This window comes from Microbulbifer sediminum (assembly GCF_021729035.1).
In the GTDB taxonomy this organism is placed as follows: domain Bacteria; phylum Pseudomonadota; class Gammaproteobacteria; order Pseudomonadales; family Cellvibrionaceae; genus Microbulbifer; species Microbulbifer sediminum.
Genome location: NZ_JAJSAP010000005.1, coordinates 332,969 through 352,781 on the forward strand (window position 1 = coordinate 332,969; position 19,813 = coordinate 352,781).

General features: G+C 61.7%; 13 protein-coding genes, 1 pseudogene and 1 riboswitch. Of the genes and pseudogenes, 7 read left to right on the forward strand and 7 right to left on the reverse strand.

The features are described 5' to 3' along the window. Positions 1–4: 4 nt before the first annotated feature. Positions 5–1,492 (reverse strand): IMP dehydrogenase, encoded by a 1,488-nt coding sequence (gene guaB, locus LVD11_RS10850; RefSeq protein ID WP_237058902.1) that lies wholly within the window; start codon positions 1,490–1,492, stop codon positions 5–7. A gap of 159 nt (positions 1,493–1,651) precedes the next feature. Here guaB and xseA point away from each other — a divergent pair, with 159 nt between their 5' ends. Both xseA and LVD11_RS10860 read left to right on the forward strand, forming a co-directional pair. After that, the gene (xseA, locus tag LVD11_RS10855) at positions 1,652–3,016 is read left to right on the forward strand and encodes an exodeoxyribonuclease VII large subunit (protein WP_237058903.1); all 1,365 of its coding nucleotides are present in this window, start codon (positions 1,652–1,654) and stop codon (positions 3,014–3,016) included. A gap of 359 nt (positions 3,017–3,375) precedes the next feature. Beyond that, positions 3,376–5,397 (forward strand): annotated as a pseudogene (locus tag LVD11_RS10860) (transporter substrate-binding domain-containing protein); the annotation flags it as partial. A 238-nt stretch (positions 5,398–5,635) separates the two neighbouring features. Here LVD11_RS10860 and LVD11_RS10865 read toward each other — a convergent pair. The 6 genes from LVD11_RS10865 to pdxH all read right to left on the reverse strand — a co-directional run bounded on the left by LVD11_RS10865 (position 5,636) and on the right by pdxH (position 13,574). Continuing rightward, entirely contained in the window at positions 5,636–6,613 is a 978-nt protein-coding gene (locus tag LVD11_RS10865; protein ID WP_237058905.1) for an NAD(P)H-quinone oxidoreductase, read from the reverse strand. Between the two features lie 124 nt (positions 6,614–6,737). Next, positions 6,738–8,990 carry a TonB-dependent receptor gene (locus tag LVD11_RS10870; protein WP_237058907.1) on the reverse strand — a complete coding sequence of 751 codons (2,253 nt, stop codon included), beginning with the start codon at positions 8,988–8,990 and terminating at the stop codon, positions 6,738–6,740. Between the two features lie 471 nt (positions 8,991–9,461). Beyond that, positions 9,462–10,751 (reverse strand): RDD family protein, encoded by a 1,290-nt coding sequence (locus LVD11_RS10875; RefSeq protein WP_237058909.1) that lies wholly within the window; start codon positions 10,749–10,751, stop codon positions 9,462–9,464. Continuing rightward, on the reverse strand, positions 10,751–12,442 hold the full coding sequence (locus tag LVD11_RS10880; protein WP_237058911.1) for a molecular chaperone HscC: 1,692 nt from the start codon (positions 12,440–12,442) through the stop codon (positions 10,751–10,753). Before LVD11_RS10880 ends, LVD11_RS10875 begins: the two co-directional genes overlap by 1 nt. A gap of 209 nt (positions 12,443–12,651) precedes the next feature. Then, complete coding sequence (locus LVD11_RS10885; protein ID WP_237058913.1) at positions 12,652–12,942, reverse strand: cupin domain-containing protein; 291 nt, start codon at positions 12,940–12,942, stop codon at positions 12,652–12,654. After that, on the reverse strand, positions 12,939–13,574 hold the full coding sequence (gene pdxH / locus LVD11_RS10890) for a pyridoxamine 5'-phosphate oxidase (protein WP_237058915.1): 636 nt from the start codon (positions 13,572–13,574) through the stop codon (positions 12,939–12,941). Before pdxH ends, LVD11_RS10885 begins: the two co-directional genes overlap by 4 nt. A gap of 235 nt (positions 13,575–13,809) precedes the next feature. Here pdxH and LVD11_RS10895 point away from each other — a divergent pair, with 235 nt between their 5' ends. The 5 genes from LVD11_RS10895 to tdh all read left to right on the forward strand — a co-directional run bounded on the left by LVD11_RS10895 (position 13,810) and on the right by tdh (position 19,771). Further along, positions 13,810–15,414 carry a 5-guanidino-2-oxopentanoate decarboxylase gene (locus tag LVD11_RS10895; protein ID WP_237058917.1) on the forward strand — a complete coding sequence of 535 codons (1,605 nt, stop codon included), beginning with the start codon at positions 13,810–13,812 and terminating at the stop codon, positions 15,412–15,414. A gap of 43 nt (positions 15,415–15,457) precedes the next feature. After that, positions 15,458–16,909, forward strand: a complete 1,452-nt coding sequence (locus tag LVD11_RS10900) for an aldehyde dehydrogenase family protein (RefSeq protein WP_369413315.1) — start codon at positions 15,458–15,460, stop codon at positions 16,907–16,909. Positions 16,910–16,974: 65 nt separating this feature from the next. Continuing rightward, positions 16,975–17,116, forward strand: a riboswitch (SAM-I-IV-variant riboswitch). 54 nt (positions 17,117–17,170) lie between these two features. Beyond that, a complete protein-coding gene (locus LVD11_RS10905; protein ID WP_237058918.1) occupies positions 17,171–17,386 on the forward strand; it encodes a hypothetical protein in 216 nt (71 codons plus the stop codon). Positions 17,387–17,437: 51 nt separating this feature from the next. Further along, positions 17,438–18,637, forward strand: coding sequence for a glycine C-acetyltransferase (locus LVD11_RS10910; RefSeq protein WP_237058919.1), 1,200 nt, complete (start codon positions 17,438–17,440; stop codon positions 18,635–18,637). A 108-nt stretch (positions 18,638–18,745) separates the two neighbouring features. Next, positions 18,746–19,771: an L-threonine 3-dehydrogenase gene (gene tdh / locus LVD11_RS10915; RefSeq protein WP_237058920.1), complete on the forward strand. Its 1,026-nt coding sequence runs from the start codon at positions 18,746–18,748 to the stop codon at positions 19,769–19,771. Positions 19,772–19,813: the final 42 nt, after the last annotated feature.

Genomic DNA, 19,813 nt, shown 5'->3' on the forward strand with positions numbered 1-19,813 from the left:
GCTATCAACGACCACCGACAGGGTAGTTGGGCGCCTCTTTGGTGATCTGCACGTCGTGCACATGGGACTCGCCCATACCGGCTGCGGTAACCCGCACGAACTGGGGCCGGGTGCGCATGGTCTCGATATCCACGCTGCCGGTGTAGCCCATCGCGGAGCGCAGGCCACCCATCATCTGGTGCACGATGACAGACAGTGGACCCTTGTAGGGCACGCGGCCCTCGATGCCCTCGGGCACCAGTTTCTCGGCGCCCTTGCTGGCATCCTGGAAGTAGCGGTCCGAAGAGCCCTGGGTTCGGGACATGGCACCCATGGAACCCATGCCGCGGTAGGACTTGTAGGTCCGCCCCTGGAAGAGTTCAACCTCGCCCGGCGCCTCCTCGGTGCCTGCGAGCATCGAACCCATCATCACGGAGTGGGCACCGGCAACGATGGCCTTGGAAATATCTCCGGAGAACCGGATACCACCGTCGGCGATCAGTGGCACCCCGGTGCCCTCGAGCGCCTTGGCCACCTCGGCGATGGCGGTAATCTGCGGCACGCCAATACCGGTCACGATACGGGTGGTACAGATGGAACCGGGCCCGATTCCCACCTTCACAGCATCCGCGCCTGCCTCTGCCAGCGCCTTCGCGGCCTCTGCGGAGGCGATATTGCCGCCGATCACGTCCACCTGCGGGTGCATTTCCTTGATGCGGCGCACGCGTTCGATCACATTGCGGGAATGACCGTGGGCGGTATCCACCACCAGCACGTCCACCCCGGCTTCCACCAGCGCCGCCACGCGGTCGTCGGTGTCCGGGCTGGTGCCGACAGAGGCCCCCACTCGCAGGCGCCCATCGGCGTCCTTGCAGGAATTGGGGTACTGCTCGGCCTTGTTGAAATCCTTGACGGTAATCAGGCCGCGCAGCTCGAAATCACCGTTTACCACCAGCACCTTCTCGATACGGTGGCGGTGCAGCAGCTCCTGAACCTTGCCCGGTGCCGCGCCTTCTTTCACGGTCACCAGTCGCTCGCTGGGGGTCATGATACTGGCTACGGTGGCGTCCAGGTCGGTCTGGAAACGCACGTCGCGGCTGGTGACAATCCCCACCAGGTTGCCCTTTTCCATTACCGGGACGCCGGAAATATTGTGGTGGGTGGTGAGCGCGATCAGCTCACGCACCGTGGCGCTGGACTCGATGGTAATCGGGTCCTTGACCACGCCGGCCTCGAACTTCTTGACCGCGCGCACTGCCAGCGCCTGGTCCTCGATGGACATGCTTTTGTGGATGATACCAACGCCGCCTTCCTGGGCCAGGGCGATGGCCAGGCGCGATTCCGTGACCGTATCCATCGCTGCGGATACCAGCGGGATATTCAGGGAAATATTGCGGGACAGTTTGGTCTTCAGGGAAACGTCCTTGGCTGTGACGTCGGAATATCCGGGCACAAGTAGGACATCGTCAAATGTGAGAGCTTCGCGCGCGATGCGCAGACCAGAGTCAGACATGGACACTCAAACCTCGAAATAGCGGGATTGGGTATCGGCGCGATTATAGCGGCAAGATCGCCGGCGTCAAAAGACTATTTGCTTTTTTTACCAAATACCTTTACCTGCCACCGCGTTACTGCAATATTGGCCCGCCCCGAGGACTTTGGCGAGACTTACATGCTCACAGGCAACCAATCCCACCCTCCCGGTAACCGCCCCAACCGCAGCGTCCTGACCGTCAGCGACCTCAACCGGGAGGTAAAGCACCTGCTGGAGAGCAGCATTCCGCTGCTGTGGGTCAGTGGTGAGATCTCCAATTTTGCCGCCCCAAGCTCCGGGCACTGGTACTTCACCCTGAAGGATGCTCGCGCCCAGGTGCGCTGCGCCATGTTCCGGGGCCGCAACCGGGCGGTCCGCTTCCGTCCCGACAACGGCCGCGAGGTCCTGCTCCGGGTAAGAGTCGGCCTTTACGAGGGGCGCGGCGAGTACCAGCTGGTCGTCGAGCATATGGAGGAGGCCGGCCTGGGTGCACTGATGCGCCAGCTGGAGGAGCTGAAAGCCCGCCTGCAGGCCGAGGGGCTGTTCGACCCGGCACGCAAGCGCCCCCTGCCTTTCCTCCCCGGTAATATCGGCATTGTAACGTCGCCCACCGGGGCCGCCGTGCGGGACATGATCCACGTACTGGGGCGGCGCCACCCGGCGGCGGAAATCGGTCTCTGGCCGGTCCAGGTGCAGGGCCGCGAAGCCGCCGGCCAGATAGCCGCGGCCATCGCCCGCGCCGGCAACTCTGGCAGGCACGACCTCCTGATCGTGGGCCGCGGCGGTGGCTCCATCGAGGACCTGTGGCCGTTCAACGAAGAAATCGTCGCCCGGGCCATTGCCGCCTGCCCTATTCCGGTCATTTCGGCCGTTGGTCACGAGACCGATACCACGGTATCTGACCTGGTTGCGGACCTGCGCGCCCCGACGCCTTCCGCAGCGGCGGAAATTGCCAGCGCCAATGCGGTGGAACTGTGGCAGGGCGTGGAAGCCCTCCGCCAGCGCCTGCTGCGCGCGACACAGATACAACTGCGTCACCTGAGACAGCGCCTGGAGGCCACCCGCAACCGCATCCGCCACCCCCGTGAACAGCTGCAGAATCGCGCCCAGCGCCTCGACCACCTCGAGCTGCGGCTGCAGGGCGCGGTGCAGCAGCACCTGCACAACCGCCAGCGGGAATTACAGCTGGTCAGCCGGGCCTTCGCCCACTACCACCCGGAGCGCGAACTGGAGCGGCGACGCCAGCTTGCCGGCTCGGCGGCGGCGCAATTGCAACGCGCCATGGAAACATTCCTGCAAAAACGACGGGAACAGCTAGGGCACAGCAGCCAGCTATTGCACAACGTGAGTCCGCTGGCGGTGCTGCAACGGGGCTACGCCATTGTCAGGAATGAACAGGGAGAGGTGCAGAAACAGGCCCGCAGCCTCACCGCAGGGCAACGCCTGCACACCCGCCTGGCGGACGGTGAATTTACCGCCGTTGTGGAGCAGGTCTCCGAATAGCGCCACCGGCAACCGGGGCGCTGCAAACACATCCGCCACCAATCCATTCCAACCCCGGAAGGATGTACATGAGGGGCTGCACTTCCGCCCCCTGGCCCCCGCTACACAAACCAATGCAGCGCCAGGCCGACACGGTAGCAATCAGCGGCAACCAGTGACCGTCACAGATGTATCCACAACCTCGCTGCTACCACACGGATCGCCAGGGGTTCCGAAGCCCCATGACCAGGGCGTCAACCACCGCCGGATTCAATACCCACTCCCGTAGATACTGCCGCTGCAGGGCAATATGAGCGGGAAATGGCTCGCACGCACCCCGACTCTACACTTGGGGCCAGTGACGTCTGCCGGAGTTCGCGATGGTGACTGACAAGACAGCATCACGGTGCGCACTGCGATGCTACGCAATTTTCCTGACCGCCCTGCTCAGCTGCCTGGCTCTGGTCGCCTGCGGGAAGGGCGCAGACTCCCCCCGTGACGATGGCCCCTCGATCAGCGAAAGGTCCGGGCTAGCGCCGGCTGATGGTAAAGCGGCCCCCCGAGAGCCAGAGAGTGAAAAAGCCCAGCCTGGGCGGGAGAGCCAACCGGAATATATTGAAACCGGCGACCTGGAGGCGCTGAAGAAGCGTGGAGTCATCCGCTTTGTCAGCCTGACCGGGGGCAACGAGGGCTACCTGCCGCGCAAGGCCATCGTGACACAGACCCACCGCGAGCTCGCCAACCGGCTGGCCGAGCGCCTTAAGCTCGAGTCCCGCTGGCTGATTGCGGAATCGCCACAACAGGCCCTGGAGATGGTCAATGAGGGCCGGGCCGATATGGCCGTGGACAACTTCACCGACACCGAGGCGCGGCGGGAGATTGTGAGCTTCACGCAACCCCTGTCACAATCCTCCGATGTGCTGGTCAGCGGCCTCAAAGGTCCGGACATCAGCGATGTAAAAAACCTCCGCGGCGCCGAGCTGATCGTGCTGGCGGGCAGCACCTATGCTGAACGCGCCCATGAACTGGTGGCAGCCCACCCGGATGCCAACCTCAGTGTGCGCGAGGTTTACCTCAATGACGAACGAGACACACTGTTCAACATGGTCAGCAAGGTCGACAATGCGGTGACCATCCTGCACAAGCGCATCGCCGAGGACACGCTGCGATATCGTGATGACCTCAAGATTGGCGCGGAGGTCAGCGAGCCCCAGGATATCGCCTGGGCAGTACGCCGCGATGCCAAACGACTGAAGACCCGGGTCAACAACTTCCTCACCCGCACCCTGGTCACGGAGATCCCCGAGCGGACTTCCCACTGGTATGCCATCAAGAAGTCACGGGTACTGCGTTTTGCCACCTATAACGGTCCCATCAGCTATTACCTCTGGAAGGGCGTACTGCGAGGGTTCGATTACGAAATGGCAAAGGCCTTTGCCGACAAACATGACCTGCAATTGAAGGTTGTGGTGGTGCCCGACGAGGAAGACCTGGTGGACTGGGTCGTCGACGGGCGGGCCGACATTGCCGGGGCCTCCACCACAATTACCCAGAGACGGATCGACAAAGGGGTGCAATTCAGTGTCCCCTTCCTGGAAACACCGCAGAACATCATCAGCAATACCAGTCGTCCGCCAATCAAGACACTCGCGGACCTTTCCGGCAGGACGCTCACACTGCGGGCCTATTCCGCTTTCATCAAGACCGCGCGCACACTGCAGGAAAGCGGTATCGATGTGGAAGTCGAGGTGGCACCACCGGAGATGTCATTTGCCACGATCCTGAACAAAGTGGCCGAAGGCGAATTCGATGCCACCATTGAGGATACCTATATTGCCGACATCCAGGCGGCCCTGCGCCCGCAACTGGTGATCGGCCTGCAGATCAGCGACCCCCTGCCACAGGGCTGGATGATTAAGCAGGGCAATAAAGACTTGCTAAAACAGGTCAACCGCTTTATGAAGCGCTTCAGTCGCAGCGATGAGTATAAAAAACTGTTTGCGGCTTATTTCAAGCCCAACAAAAACCTGGTACAGAAAATCAGCGCCCGTGTAGTACCGGGCGAAGACCTGTCGCCCTATGACGAGCTGGTGAAAAAGTCTGCCCTCAAGCACGACTTCGACTGGCGGCTGGTGACGGCCCAGATGTGGCAGGAGAGCAACTTCAACCCGAAGGCCGAGTCCCCTGTCGGAGCCCAGGGATTGCTGCAGGTAATGCCCCGCACCGGTGAGGATATGGGCTACCCTCCACCCCTGTTTGAACCGGACCGCAATCTGCAGGCCGGCGTGAAATATATGGAGTGGATCCGCAATCGCTTTCGCGATCCACTGCCCACGGACGAAAAACTCTGGTTCGCCCTCGCCTCCTACAATGCGGGCCTGGGGCATGTGCTGGATGCCCAGAAGCTGGCCGAGCAACTGGGGCTGGATCCGGAAAAGTGGTTCGACAACGTGGAAGTGGCAATGCTGAAGCTGGAGGAACCGCGCTACTTCGAGAAAGCCCGCTACGGTTACGCGCGCGGCTCAGAGCCGGTGGCCTATGTGCGCAAGATCAGCAATCTCTACAAGGCCTACGCCAATGTGGCTACCGGCGAGGTCGCCGGCCGGGACACATCCGGTAGCGGCCCATCGCCGGCCCCCATTACAGTTCCAGGACAATCTTGCCAATATGGGTGCTGGATTCCATCAGCCTGTGGGCCCGGGGTGCATCCTCCAATGAAAAAGTTGCCGCAACCAGTGGGCGCATCCTGCCCTTATGGATCAGCGGCCACACCGTTTCTTCCAGGTTCCGGGCAATGGCAGCCTTCGTTTCTGCCGAACGGGGCCGCAGAGTAGAGCCGGTGAGCACCAGGCGCTTGGAGGCCACCGGCCAGAGATTTACCCTGACCTCGGCGCCCTGCAGGAACGCAATATTGACAATACGCCCATCGGCCGCCGCGAGGCGGATGTTGCGGTTTACATAGTCCCCGCCGACCATATCGAGGATCACGTCAGCCCCGTACCCGCCGGTCAGCTCGCGGACTACTTCGACAAAATCTTCCTCGCGATAATTGATGCACCTCTCGGCCCCAAGCTCCTCGCAGGCTGTACATTTCTCAGCCGAGCCGGCCGTGGCAAACACACGCGCTCCCAGGCTGCTGGCGAGCTGGATCGCGGTAGTACCGATCCCCGACGAGCCGCCGTGTACCAGGAAGACCTCACCCGGCTGCAACCTGCCACGGTCAAACACGTTGCTCCAGACGGTAAAACAGGTCTCCGGCAGGGCTGCCGCCTCGGTCATCGACAGGGGCTCAGGCACTGGCAGGCACTGTCCCGCCGGTGCCACCGTGAACTCGGCATAACCACCACCATTGGTCAGTGCACAGACACGATCGCCGGGCTGCCAGCGGGACACGCCACTGCCCACCGCTACCACTTCCCCCGCCACCTCCAGGCCGAGCACTGGCGAGGCCCCGGGTGGCGGCGGGTACAGTCCCTGGCGCTGTGCCACATCCGGCCGGTTGACGCCCGCCGCCGCGACCCGGATCAGCACCTCACCCTCCCCCGGTTCTGGCCGCGCCCCCTGCGCCAGTTGCATGACGTCGGGATCACCGGTTTCTGGCAGATCGATGTAGCGCATCGGGAATTCTTCCTCTACTTGTACAAAACATTCCGGTACAACGGCCAATAACCAGTTCGCACCGACAAAAAAGCCCGGCAATGCCGGGCTTTCAGTCTATGCCATCCGGGAGGGATGGGTGAAGTTACAGGTCAAAGGTCAGTTCCACGCCCATAATGCGCCCCTTGTTCAGGGGGGTAAAGCTGGCGCCCGGCCCGCCCAGATTCAACGGTAGCTGCGTATTGTTACCCTCCGTCACTTCATCCAGCATGTTTTTGCCAAAGAAAGCGAGACGATAATTACCGGCATCAGGACTATAGCCGAGGCTGAAATCCAGCATATCCGCGGCGGACAGCATACCGAGGTTATTGTCGGTATAGGGCGCTTCGTCGCGATGGTTGAAGTTGACCCGCGAGGTCAGGGTACCGGCGGCCCCCAGGTCCAGGTCATGGACCAGGCCGATGCCATAGGTCCACGGGGCCAGGCGCGGGATATCCAGGCCCAGGTCCACGTCGTTCACCAGGCCGTCACCGCTGATGTCGCCGCGAACACTGTCGTAATCCCCATCCACGTAGCCCACATTAAAAGTGAACAACAGCGTGTCGGACGCTGCGGCCATCGCCTCCAGCTCGGCGCCACGAATCGTGGCATCGGCAGTATTGCGAATGATCTGTATCACACCGACCACTGGGTTGCTCAGGTTTTCCTCCCGCTGCATTTCATCAATGGTGTTGTGGAACAGCGCCATATTGGTACGCAAGCGACCGTCAAACCACTCGGCCTTGCCGCCGATCTCAAAACTGGTCTGCTCTTCCTGGTCAGTCGGACCGGGCAGTTCACCCGGCCCGGTGTTACGCATATTGTAACCACCGCTGCGGAAACCCTTGGTCCAGAAACTATAAATCTGGGCATTGTCAGCCAGGTTCCACTGCAGGCCCACTTTCGGGGTAAACGCATCCCAGCTCTCCGCATCCTCGAAATCGTAGGCCATGCAGTCATCCAGGGTGCAAAGGTCAACGGGAATGGTGGCAATCTTCGCCTCTTTGTCCTCGGTCGAGTAGCGCCCGCCAAGGGTCAGGATCCAGGACTCATTCAGGTCGATATCTGCCTGGGCAAAAACGCCCACGGCCTCATGATCCTGGATACCGCCACCGGTCCAGTCGAAGCCGCCGGAACCCGGCGGGCCGGAAAGCGGCAGCAGGCGGTTTTCATAGTATTCCAGGTCCTGGCTAAACCAGTACAGGCCGGTGGTAAGCGAGGTAGCCCCGAAGCGACCGGCATAGCGCAGCTCATTACTCAGCTGGCTCTGGTCGACACGGGTATTGGCGTGGAAAGCGGTAATGGGCAGGGAATCGATGTCGCCGGTACCGACGGCGTCATATTCCCGCCAGGCGAGTATATTGGTGATGGTGCCGTTACCGAACGCCACGTCCTGATTGTACTCGGTGATCACGTGGCTCCACTCATCCTCCTGGAAGCCCTCCTCGTTCTGCGCGACCTCGAAGGAATCGTCACTGTTGTCCCAGCCAGAGACGTCGACCCCAAACAGCGGGTAAAGCGGGAAATTGGCTGCGAAAGCTCCGCGGTTTTGCGCCACCACACCGTCAGAGTCCATGCGGCCGTGCTCCATACGCACCAGCAGCTCGGCAGTTTCCGAAATGTCCACGCTGAAACTCGGCCGGATAAACCAGCTGTCCGAGGCGCCAGCACTGTCATTGCCGGTGTAGACATTCTCGAACCAGCCCTGGTCATTGTTGTAGTAGGCAGTGAAGCGGCCGTTGACTGTCTCGGAAATTGCGCCGTTTACACTTGCTGCAGCAATCGTATCCAGGTTGTCCGTCGTGGACAGCTTGAACTTGCTGCTGAACTCCTCCGTGGGACGCGCGGTACGGATCACCACCGCGCCACCGGTCACGTTACGGCCGAACAGCAGGCCCTGCGGCCCACGCAGCACCTCGATGCCTTCCAGGTCGAACATGTCGGTGACGACACCGGCGTTCACCCCCATGTACATACCATCGACGAACACGCCCACGGTCGGGTCAATGGAAGGGATGGAGCTGTTGACGCCCAGGCCGCGCACAGTGAAGTTGGCCGTGTTTTTGACGGTGCCGACATCGTCCAGTTGCACGTTCGGCATCTTGAAGGACAGGTCCTGCAGGTCTTTGGTCTGCAGGGCCTCGAGCTGGTCTCCGGAGTAGGCGGTGGCCGCTACCGGCACTTCCTGCAGGCGTTCGGCCTCAGCGCGCTTGCGGGCAGTAACCTGTACCTCTTCCATAATGGTGCCCACTGCACCCTCTGCAGCGTGGGCGGACATGCCACTCGCAAACCACAGGGTTGCTACCGAGCACGTGGATACGAGCGTGGATACACTCCTTGAATTGAACTGACGTCCCATTTTCTCTCTCCATTGCATTACTACTTATTTTTATCGCCACAACGGATGCACTGCGATCGTACTGCATGCCTTCCCTGTTGTTATTATTGGAAGGCTCGACCAGTGACCGCGTATTTTTCACCACATGCCAGGACAACAACATGCGATGCCAAAAGCTTACAACCAGTCATTGGGATGAGAAAGCAGTTTTGTCCAGAAATCACGGCCTGTTACCGCAATAAGTCCTGTCTGCATGGAATGGGAGCTTGCCCGCCCGCGCCCTTGTCAGACGCGCATCAAGAGAGTGAATAACGCCTATTTCCCGGAGCTATAGTGATCAAAATTTTGGGCGTTTTTAGTGCACCGGAGATAGCTGTCGGATCGGCCACCAGACTACCTGGTCAATACGCTAACAGGACAACAATCCGCACCGGAGCAGCTATCTGCGGGAAACCCGGCCCTGCGTCAATCCCGGGCCGGGGGGGGGCCTGCTTAGCCACCAGCCTCCTCGCGGCTCTTGCGCCAGTTGATCACATAGCTGCGACTGAGGCGGTCGTGCAGGAGGTTGCCGTTCAGGAAGCAGTTCACCAGCCAGGCCAGCCAGTAGAGCGGTAGTGTCAGGGTAAAACTCACGATCCGCCACAGCCCATGGGCGTAACCCATACGCCGGAATTGGCGGTTGGTGACACGGTAACCAAGCAGGTATTTTCCCGGAGTGGCCTGCCAACGCGAGCTTTCCGCCAGCCATGCCAGTAACAGGTACCCACCGACCGAGACCATCAGCGCAGTACTACTCGCATCCCCCTCGCTGGCACCGTGCTTAATCAGGACCGCTGAGGTAATTACCCCGAGTGCGACGTAGACCAGAAATACATCCAGCAACACGGCAAAGGCACGGGCAAGAAAACTGCCAAAATAGTATTCGGGGAAACGCTCCTCTTCCGGGGTTGCCCGCTCCAGTACCAGCTTGCGGCCACCTCGCAGTCCCCGCTGTGGATCACCGGCCCTTGCGGCATACTCGTCGAGGCGTGGTAGAACGGCATCCACCAGTACGGCATCAAAGTGCTCACTGAGATATGCGGGGTCCTCTGACCAGGCGAACAGGGAATCGAAGTACTGTAACAGCCTGATGTCTATACCAGGCCTGTCCGTGTACCTCTGGGCCGCACTGGCCACGGCAGCAGAATACTGTGCGACTCGCTGGAAAACCCCCAGGCCCAGGTTCCAGTTGTATTCCTCTTCCAGGATAAACGGGCTTTCTGCCAGGAACTGCCAGCTTGCCTGGTCGTTGACCCGCTGGCGATGCTCGAGCGTTGAATCTACCCGTGCGAGCACGCGGTGATATTCATCGATGCGGGCATTGCGCTGCAGTTCTGCATCTCCCGTATCGGCGGACCCAGGAGCATCGGGCTGATCGGGCTCCGATGTCGGTCCCGTTGGGGATTGGTGCGCTGGCGCCGCCCCTTGCCCCGGTTCGGTGACGGCCGTGTCGGGCATTATCGGTGTTTCAGGCAGGGACGCCCCCCGGGATGTTACGCCCGTATCGCTGCCGGCTTCCTGTCCCGGTGCAGCCAGTGGCGCCGTTCCACCATGAATTTCCCCGGCGGTCGCATCCGTTTTTTGAGCGGCAAGGCCCAGTGCCTGCTTGTAGGCTGCGTGCAGCTGCTGGAACTCCTCCGGCTTTTCGTCCGGGCGGGTCTGCTTGAGTTTTTTTGCATAGGCGCGTTTGATCGCACGGGGATCACCACTGGGCGCTATATCCAGGACCTGCCAGGGATTCATCAGATCCAGTCCTCGCCATCGAGGCGATCCAGCACTTCCCGCAAGTGCAGCTGCGCCTTGCGGATTTCCGCCGGGTTCTGGGAGTCCAGCACCCGGTCAAACTCGCCCAGCATCCGCGCAAGGTATTCCCGCTTGTCACCGAGGCTGGATTCATACAGGCGCTCGCCACGTGCAATCAGCGCCCGGTTCTCTTCCTCTTCACGGGGATGGAACTTCAATTTGGCCAGTTTTTCCCGGGAGCGCTGGATCTCCTCATCGGACAGGGCACCCGGGGCGAACTCGATCAACTTGTGGTGGGTCCTACCGGTGGAGGTCACGGTAATATCCACTTCAAGCAGTCCGTTCATATCATAGCTGTAGCGGATATCCACGGACTCCTCGCCCTTGGCACCCTTCGGTACCGGGATCTGCATTTCCCCCAGGTAGACGTTCTTGTTCACCAGGCGGTTCTCTCCCTGGTAAACCCTCACGTTCACCTGGGCCTGGTTATCGTGCGCCGTCCACACCCGGCGCACCACACTGGTGGGCACCACCGTGTTACGGTCGATGATCGGCATGAAATAATCGCCCTGGTCCGGGCTGTCCTCGTTCAGCACCCCGGTACCCAATGTGTAAGGGCAGACATCGGTAAGCACGATATCCTCCAGGGCTGCGCTGCGGGACTTGAGCCCGGCCTGTATTGCCGCGCCCATCGCCACGACCGTATCCGGGTCCAGGTGGCAGGAGGGCAAGCGACCGAACATCCGGCCCACCAGGGAGCGAAACTGGGCCAGCCGGGTGGAACCACCGACCAGCACCACTTCGTCAATTTTCTGCGGTGGCAGCTCGGCATCCCGCAGGGCGCGCTCAATCGGGCGCTTGGAGCGCAGGAGCAGTGGTGCGCTCAGTTTTTCAAACCAGTCGGCGGTTACCACCCATTCAAGTTTCTGCTTGCCCAGTTCGAGCTCCAGAATCTGCTCCGGCTTCTGGCTGATACGCCGCTTGGAGGTTTCCATCTGCATATACAGGTTCTGCAACTGCCGGGCCGACAAAGCCTCCCGGCCCATACCCTGCTCGGTGAGCACGCCCTCGATCATCGCCTCGACAAAGTCCTCGCCGCCGAGGAAGTTGTCACCGGCACTGGCGTGGACTTCCATAATGCCGTCAAAGAATTCGAGGATGGATACATCGAAGGTTCCCCCGCCCATGTCGAGGATCAGGAAGTTACCCTCCCTCCGGTCGTGCAGCCCGTAGGCGATGGCAGCCGCGGTGGGCTCGTTGATCAGCCGCTCTACACGCAGGCCGGCAAGTTCTCCGGCCTGCTTGGTGGCATGGCGCTGGTTATCGTTGAAATAGGCAGGCACGCTGATGACCGCCTCGCTGACAGGCTCGCCGAGATAGGCCTCGGCGTCCTCCTTGAGCGACCGCAACACCACCGCGGAGAGTTCAGTGGCATTGAACAGCTGCCGGCCCAGCTTGATCCTGTGGTCTGTGCCCATCAATCGCTTGAAGGCGGCCACGGTCCTGTCACTGTGGTTGATCAGCCGCTCTCTCGCTGTCCTCCCCACCACCAGTTCACCGGACTCATCAAGGCCGACCACGGAGGGCGTCAACAACTCCCCCAGCCGGTTGGGAATCAGGGTCACTCCGTCATCCGTCAGGACACCACAGGCACTGTTGGTCGTGCCCAGGTCAATACCGATTACCGCCATAGGTCAAAAATCCCGTTTTTATTATTCCGTTTTAACCAGCCCACCATTTAACAAGCCAGGCATGTGCCGCGCAGCTGCTTTCCGGGGCCGGGCATGGGGAGAGTTAAAGCGTATATTATCGCGTCACCGCAGGCTACCGAAGTGATGAGATGCAGCCTGAAGGCAATGGAATGAAAACCGGGGCGGCACATACACAGCCCCGGCCAGAGTCAGGGGCCCCGGTAACCGTAAAACCACTTCGCCGTCGTATCGCCGATATTGCGCACCGAGTGGCTGGTGCCGGCGGGAATATGAATTTCCTCCCCGATAGCGGGCCGCCAGGTGCGGCCCCCCATTTCCACTTCCAGTTTCCCCTCGGCCAACAGCAATAATTCGTCCACGTCATGGACAAAGTCGTCCCAGCGCTGGCCGGGGGGATCGGTCCAGAGCCCGAAGGAATAACCGCGCCGCGCCCAGTCCCTGCGCAGCGCGTCCGGATCTGTAGCGCGGGTGCCAGTCACGGCGACAAGCGCTCCACCTGCCAGCTGCCATCGGCCTGCAGGCGATAGACGAAGCGATCATGCAGGCGACTGGCCCGCCCCTGCCAGAATTCCACGGTATCCGGCACTACCCGGTAACCGCCCCAGTAATCCGGTAACGGCACCTCATCCGGGTAGCGCTTCCGGGCTTCCAGGAACGCACTCTCCAGCTTGTCACGGGACGCTACCGGCTCGCTCTGGTGGGAGGCCCAGGCGGCCAGCTGGCTATCCCGTGGGCGGGAGTGGAAATAGGTCTCCGCCTCCGCGCGGCCGAGTTCCTCGGCGCGACCGTAGACGATCACCTGGCGATCCAGCGCGTGCCAGGGGAAAAGCAGGCACACCTGCGGGTTGGCGGCAATGTCCCTGGCTTTTTGACTCTGCAGGTTGGTGAAGAAGGTAAAGCCCTGCTCCCCGTAACCCTTCAGCAACACAATGCGCTGGGAGGGCCGGCCACTGGCGTCCACTGTCGCGAGGCTCATCGAGCTCGGGTCCTTGAGGCCTGCCGGGGTAAGTTCCTGCAGCCACTTATCGAACTGCTCCACCGGTGTCTCCAGAAGGTCTTCACGGCTCAGGCCGCCACTGACATACTCACGACGCCACTGATCAATTTCCATCCAGTATTTTTCCTTTTCCTGTACGGTTCACCATTCCGCTAGTCTATAACGTCTGCGCCGCCTTTTCCCGGTTGTCCCCGATTGCGCGATTTTCCTTCTCGGGCCGGGGCGCAAAGCACAATTATCCGGCGATTTTTCCGCGCTTTGTGCAGACTCTGCGGGCGCTTGCGCCCCCCTGTGGTGCCCGCTAGGCTGCTTGCCACTTCATACCAATCACAAAAAGGAACGAGCAGATATGTCCTCCGCGCCAACCTGTGCCCAGGTGCTGATGCGCCTGCTGCGTCAATACCAGGTAGAAAAAGTCTTCGGCATTCCCGGCGTCCACACCATCGAGTTGTACCGGGGCCTGCCGGGCAGCGACCTGCAACATGTGACCCCGCGCCACGAGCAGGGCGCCGCTTTTATGGCGGATGGCTATGCCCGGGCCAGCGGCAGGCCGGGCGTCTGCTTCCTGATCACCGGGCCCGGCCTCACCAATGCGGCCACCGCCATGGCCCAGGCCTATTCCGACTCCATTCCCATGCTGGTCATCTCCGCTGTCAACCGGCGCGAGGACCTGGGCATGGGGCGCGGGCGGCTCCACGAACTGCCGCGGCAGAGCGACGTGAGCCGTGGCTACTGTATCTGGCAACACTCCCTTACCGACGCCGGGCAACTGCCAGAGGTGATGGCCCGGGCATTTCAGGTGCTGACCTCGAGCCGCCCCGGACCGGTACATATTGAAATCCCCATCGACCTGTTCCCGGCACCCATGCCCGGCAACCTGGATGATTACCGCGCATGTCCGCCAGCCGCACTGCCCGCGCCGGGCCCCGGCGCCCTGGCAACAGCCACAGACTGGCTGGCCCGGGCGGAACGCCCGGCGATCCTGCTGGGCGGCGGCGCCCAGGCATGTACCGACAGCGCCACCCGGCTGGCAGAACAGCTGGCGGCACCGGTATTCCTTTCCCTGGCCGCCAAGGGCATCGTCGATGAACGCCACCCACTTTGCGGCGGCGCCAACCTGAGCTTCGACTGTGTGCGGGCGCGGGTGGAGAGTGCCGATGTGGTACTGGCCGTGGGCACCGAGCTGGCGGAAACCGATCGCAACCTGGTACGGGACAACTATGCATTCAAGGGCCGGCTGATTCGCGTGGATATCGATCCCGCCCAGCTGGTGTGCAATGCCGCCCCGGACCTGGCCATCTGCGCCGATGCCGATGCCACCCTCACGCAGCTGTCCGGACAACTGCCGGAAGGTGAAGCAGCTCATCGTGCCAGTGCAGAACAAGAGGTCGCGGAACTGGTGGCCGCCTGCCGCCAGGAGTGGTGGCCGGGCTCTGAAGACCGCTTCCCCTGGGTCGAGGCGCTGCGTGCAGCCCTGCCGGAAGACGGGATACTGGTCACCGACTCCACCCAGCTGGCCTACAACACCAACCACGCGCTGCCGCTCTACAGTGCCCGCAGCCACATCACATGCACCACCGGCTACGGCACACTGGGCTTTGCCCTGCCTGCGGCCGTGGGTGCCCGCCTCGCCGGGGAACGCGATGTGGTGGCGCTGATCGGCGACGGCGGCCTGATGTTTACCCTGGGCGAACTCGCGGTGGCGGTGGAACAGCGGTTGCCGCTGCCGATCCTGGTCTGGAACAATTCCGGTTACGGTGAGATCCGTGACTTTATGGATGAGGCCAGGGTGCCCCAGGAAGGCGTCAACCTGGTCACCCCGGATTTCGTTGCGTTGGCAAAATCTTTCGGTGCCGAAGGCTGCCGGATTGAGCAGCCGCAACAACTGGGCGAGGCGGTGGCGCAGGCGTTACAGCGCAACACACCGACCCTGATCGAAATCACCGCGCCCTGAGGGCGGTTATTCAAGCGAACACGCAAATACTGCGGACAAGCGATTGCAGAGTAATTCAACCATGATCGACTTCAGCAAGATGCAAATGGACAAACTATATATCAACGGCCAGTGGCAGGCTTCCCGCGGCGGTGACCTGCACCCGGTGATCAACCCTGCCACCGAGGAGGAGATCTGCAAGGTGGTCCAGGGCACCGCCGAGGATGTGGATATCGCTGTGGCGGCCGCCCGCGAGGCTTTCAAGAGCTGGCGCTACAGCAGCGCTGCCGAGCGTCGCGATTACCTCAATGCCATCGCCGATGCCATGGAGGCGCGCAAGGACGACCTGGTCCAGGCCGTATCCCAGGCGCTGGGTTGCCCGCCCCATATCAGTGAGTGGCTGCATGTAGAGGGCCCGATTTACTCCATGCGCTACTACGCCGAACGCACCGCGCTGATGGAAAAAACCGAGAAAGCGGCACATTCGCTGGTGCTGCGCGAGCCGGTGGGAGTCTGTGGTTTTATCACTCCCTGGAACTATCCCCTGCACCAGTTCGTGGGCAAGGTGGCGCCGGCACTCGCCGCCGGTTGCACCATGATCACCAAGCCCTCAGAGATGACCCCGCTGCAGGACTATGTAATGGCGGAAATCATTGACTCCGTGAAACTGCCTGCCGGGGTGTTCAACCTGTTGCCGGGCGCAGGGCCGGTAGTAGGCGCGGCACTGTCGGCGCACCCGCACATCGATATGGTGTCGTTCACCGGCTCCACCCGAGCCGGCATCGAGGTGGCCCGGGCGGCGGCCCCCACGGTCAAGCGTGTAACCCAGGAGCTGGGCGGCAAGAGCCCACTGATCATCACGCCCGATGCCGACCTGGAAACTGCGGTACGCTGGGGCTGCGAGGATGTGTTTATCAACACCGGCCAGACCTGCACCGCCCTGACCCGCATGCTGGTGCCTGCGGACCGCTACGAGGAGGCGGTGGAGATCGCCCGGCGCGTGGCTGAGGAAATCACCCTTGGCACCGGCCCGGACAACTTCATGGGGCCCCTGTCTTCCGCGCGCCAGCGGGACATCGTTCGCAGCTATATCGAGAAAGGTATCGCCGAGGGCGCGCGCCTGGTGACCGGTGGAGCCGAGCAGCCGGAAGGGGTTGACCGTGGGTTCTACGTCAAGCCCACCGTGTTCGCGGATGTCACCAATGATATGGCCATCGCCCGCGAGGAAATCTTCGGCCCGGTAACCTGCCTGATCCCCTACCGGGATATGGACGAGGCTATCGCCATTGCCAACGATTCCGAGTACGGCCTGTCCAGCGGCGTCTGGGCCAAAGACCCGGAAAGCGCGCTGCCGGTGGTCCGCCGGATCGAGGCGGGCCTGTGCTTCGTGAACGGGGGCGAGTTCAACTACGATGCCCCCTTTGGCGGCTACAAGCGCTCCGGTAACGGGCGTGAATTCGGCGACGCCGGGCTGGACGAGTTTATCGAACTGAAATCCGTGCAACTGCCCGCATAAAATTCTGTGCCGCGCCACCTCCCGGTGGCGCGGTTGACTGCCTATTCGCACCCCGCTATCTTTGCTCCCGACATCAAGAGAGTGGCTGACGCCAACGCCAACCTGCCGACCGGGGCAAGGTGGTTTTCTCACCGCACATTATCTGTCACTTGTGGCAATCAATATGCGGGAGAGATGGGGCTCTTAGGAGCAATCCAACCGGAGACGCGAACCCGATTTCGCCGCTTCCTCGTCAGCCCTCCAGTTTTTAATGGAGGGACCATGTCCGAATCATCGCTTAACAGCACAGAAGTCATCGAAATTGAGATTGCCAGCCAGCGCAACCGCACTGCCGTACGCGCCCTGCGACGGGCCGACCAGCAGCTGCTGTGGCAACTACTGTTCGACACCGCGGAAGAGGCACTACAATTCGCCACCCATTGCCGCGCCAGCCAGGATCCCGTTACGGCCCACAAGGCCTGCGAACTGGCCGGTTAACAGCTAGACTAAGCGCCAAAAGCGCCAGTTTGAGGAGCTAAAAAGAAGACCATGTCCAAGCCAGAGCAATTCTTCCAGCACCTGCGCGACGAGCTCAAGCAGATCGAGGCGGACGGGCTGTACAAGCGCGAACGCATCATCACCTCGCAGCAGGCCGCACAGATCCAGGTCAATAACGAGGCCGAGGTACTCAACTTCTGTGCCAACAACTACCTGGGGCTCGCCAATCACCCGGACCTGATCGCCGCGGCGAAGGAGGGGCTGGACCAGTACGGCTTCGGCGTGGCTTCGGTGCGCTTTATCTGCGGCACCCAGGATATTCACAAAGCCCTGGAATCCCGGTTGTCTGAGTTCCTGCGCACCGAGGACACCATCCTCTACACTTCCTGTTTCGACGCCAATGGGGGCCTGTTCGAGACCCTGCTGGGACCGGAAGACGCGATTATTTCCGACGCCCTGAACCACGCCTCTATCATTGACGGTGTACGCCTGTGCAAGGCCATGCGCTACCGCTATGCCAACAACGACATGGCGGACCTGGAGTCAAAGCTGAAGGAGGCGGACGCGGCCGGTGCGCGCACCAAGCTGATCGCCACCGATGGGGTCTTCTCCATGGACGGCGTCATCGCCGACCTCAAGGCCCTCTGCGACCTGGCGGACAAGTACAACGCCCTGGTGATGGTGGATGACTCCCATGCGGTGGGCTTCCTCGGCGAGCACGGGCGCGGCACCCATGAGTACTGCGACGTGATCGACCGGGTGGACATCATCACCGGCACCCTGGGCAAGGCCCTTGGTGGTGCTTCCGGCGGTTTCACGTCCGGGCGCCGGGAAATCATCGACTTGTTGCGCCAGCGGTCGCGCCCCTACCTGTTCTCCAATTCGGTAGCACCTTCCATTGTCACTGCCTCGTTGAAAGTGCTGGACATGTTGATGGAGGGCGGCGAGCTGCGGGAAAAGCTGCACGAGAACTCCACCTACTTCCGTAAGCGTATGACCGAGGCCGGCTTTACCCTGGCTGGCGCAGACCATCCGATCATCCCCGTCATGATCGGTGACGCCGCCCTGGCCCAGCAGATGGCGGACAAGATGCTGGAACGCGGCATTTACGTCATTGGGTTCTTTTACCCGGTGGTGCCCAAAGGGCAAGCGCGTATCCGTACCCAGATGTCTGCCGCGCATACCCGCGAACAACTCGATCGCTGTATCGACGCATTCGTGGAAGTGGGCCGCGAGCTCAATATTATTTAATTCTGTTTCCGATCGCGGCCACCGGCCGCTCCAGCGGTGAGCTGAATGGCTGTACCGGGTACTGGAGCGGCCGGTGGCGGCGATCCATGCATATTCTGGCACCGAACTATGAAAGCACTCTCCAAACTGAAATCCGAACCGGGCATCTGGCTCACCGAAGAGGAAGTCCCGGAGCCCGGCCACAACGACCTGCTGATCAAGATTCGCAAAACCGCCATTTGTGGCACCGATATGCATATCTACAGCTGGGATGAGTGGTCCCAGAAGACCATCCCCGTCCCCATGGTGGTGGGGCACGAGTACGTGGGGGAAGTCGTCGGCATGGGCCAGGAGGTCGCCGGCTTTGAAGTCGGCGACCGCGTCTCTGGTGAGGGACACATCACCTGCGGCCATTGCCGCAACTGTCGCGCTGGCCGTCGCCACCTGTGCCGCAATACCTACGGAGTTGGCGTGGACCGTCAGGGGGCCTTTGCCGAGTACCTGGTGATCCCCGCCCTGAACGCCTTCAAGATCCCCGATAATATTTCCGACGAACTGGCCTCCATCTTCGACCCGTTCGGCAATGCGGTGCATACCGCCCTGTCGTTCGACCTGGTGGGCGAGGACGTGCTGATCACCGGTGCCGGCCCCATCGGTATCATGGCGGCGGCAGTGGCCCGCCACGTGGGCGCGCGCCACGTGGTCATCACCGATATCAATGACTATCGCCTGGAGCTCGCGGCCAGGATGGGCGCGACCCGCACCGTCAACGTCAGCCGGGAAAAACTCTCTGATGTAATGAACGAGCTGGGCATGAGCGAGGGCTTCGATGTGGGCCTGGAGATGTCCGGCGTGGCGGTGGCCTTCCGCGATATGCTTGAGGCCATGAACCACGGCGGCAAGGTCGCCATGCTCGGCATCCCACCGGGTGAGATGGCCATCGACTGGAGCCAGGTGATCTTCAAGGGACTGATCCTCAAGGGCATCTACGGCCGCGAGATGTTCGAGACCTGGTACAAGATGGCCAGCCTGATCCAGTCCGGCCTGGACCTGACCCCGGTCATTACCCACCAGTTTCCGGTGGACCAGTTCCAGCAGGGTTTTGACACCATGGCCTCCGGCAAGTCCGGGAAGGTTATCCTCGACTGGCAGTAACCCCCCACACTCGCCGGGCCACCGCCACACGGCCCGGCACCT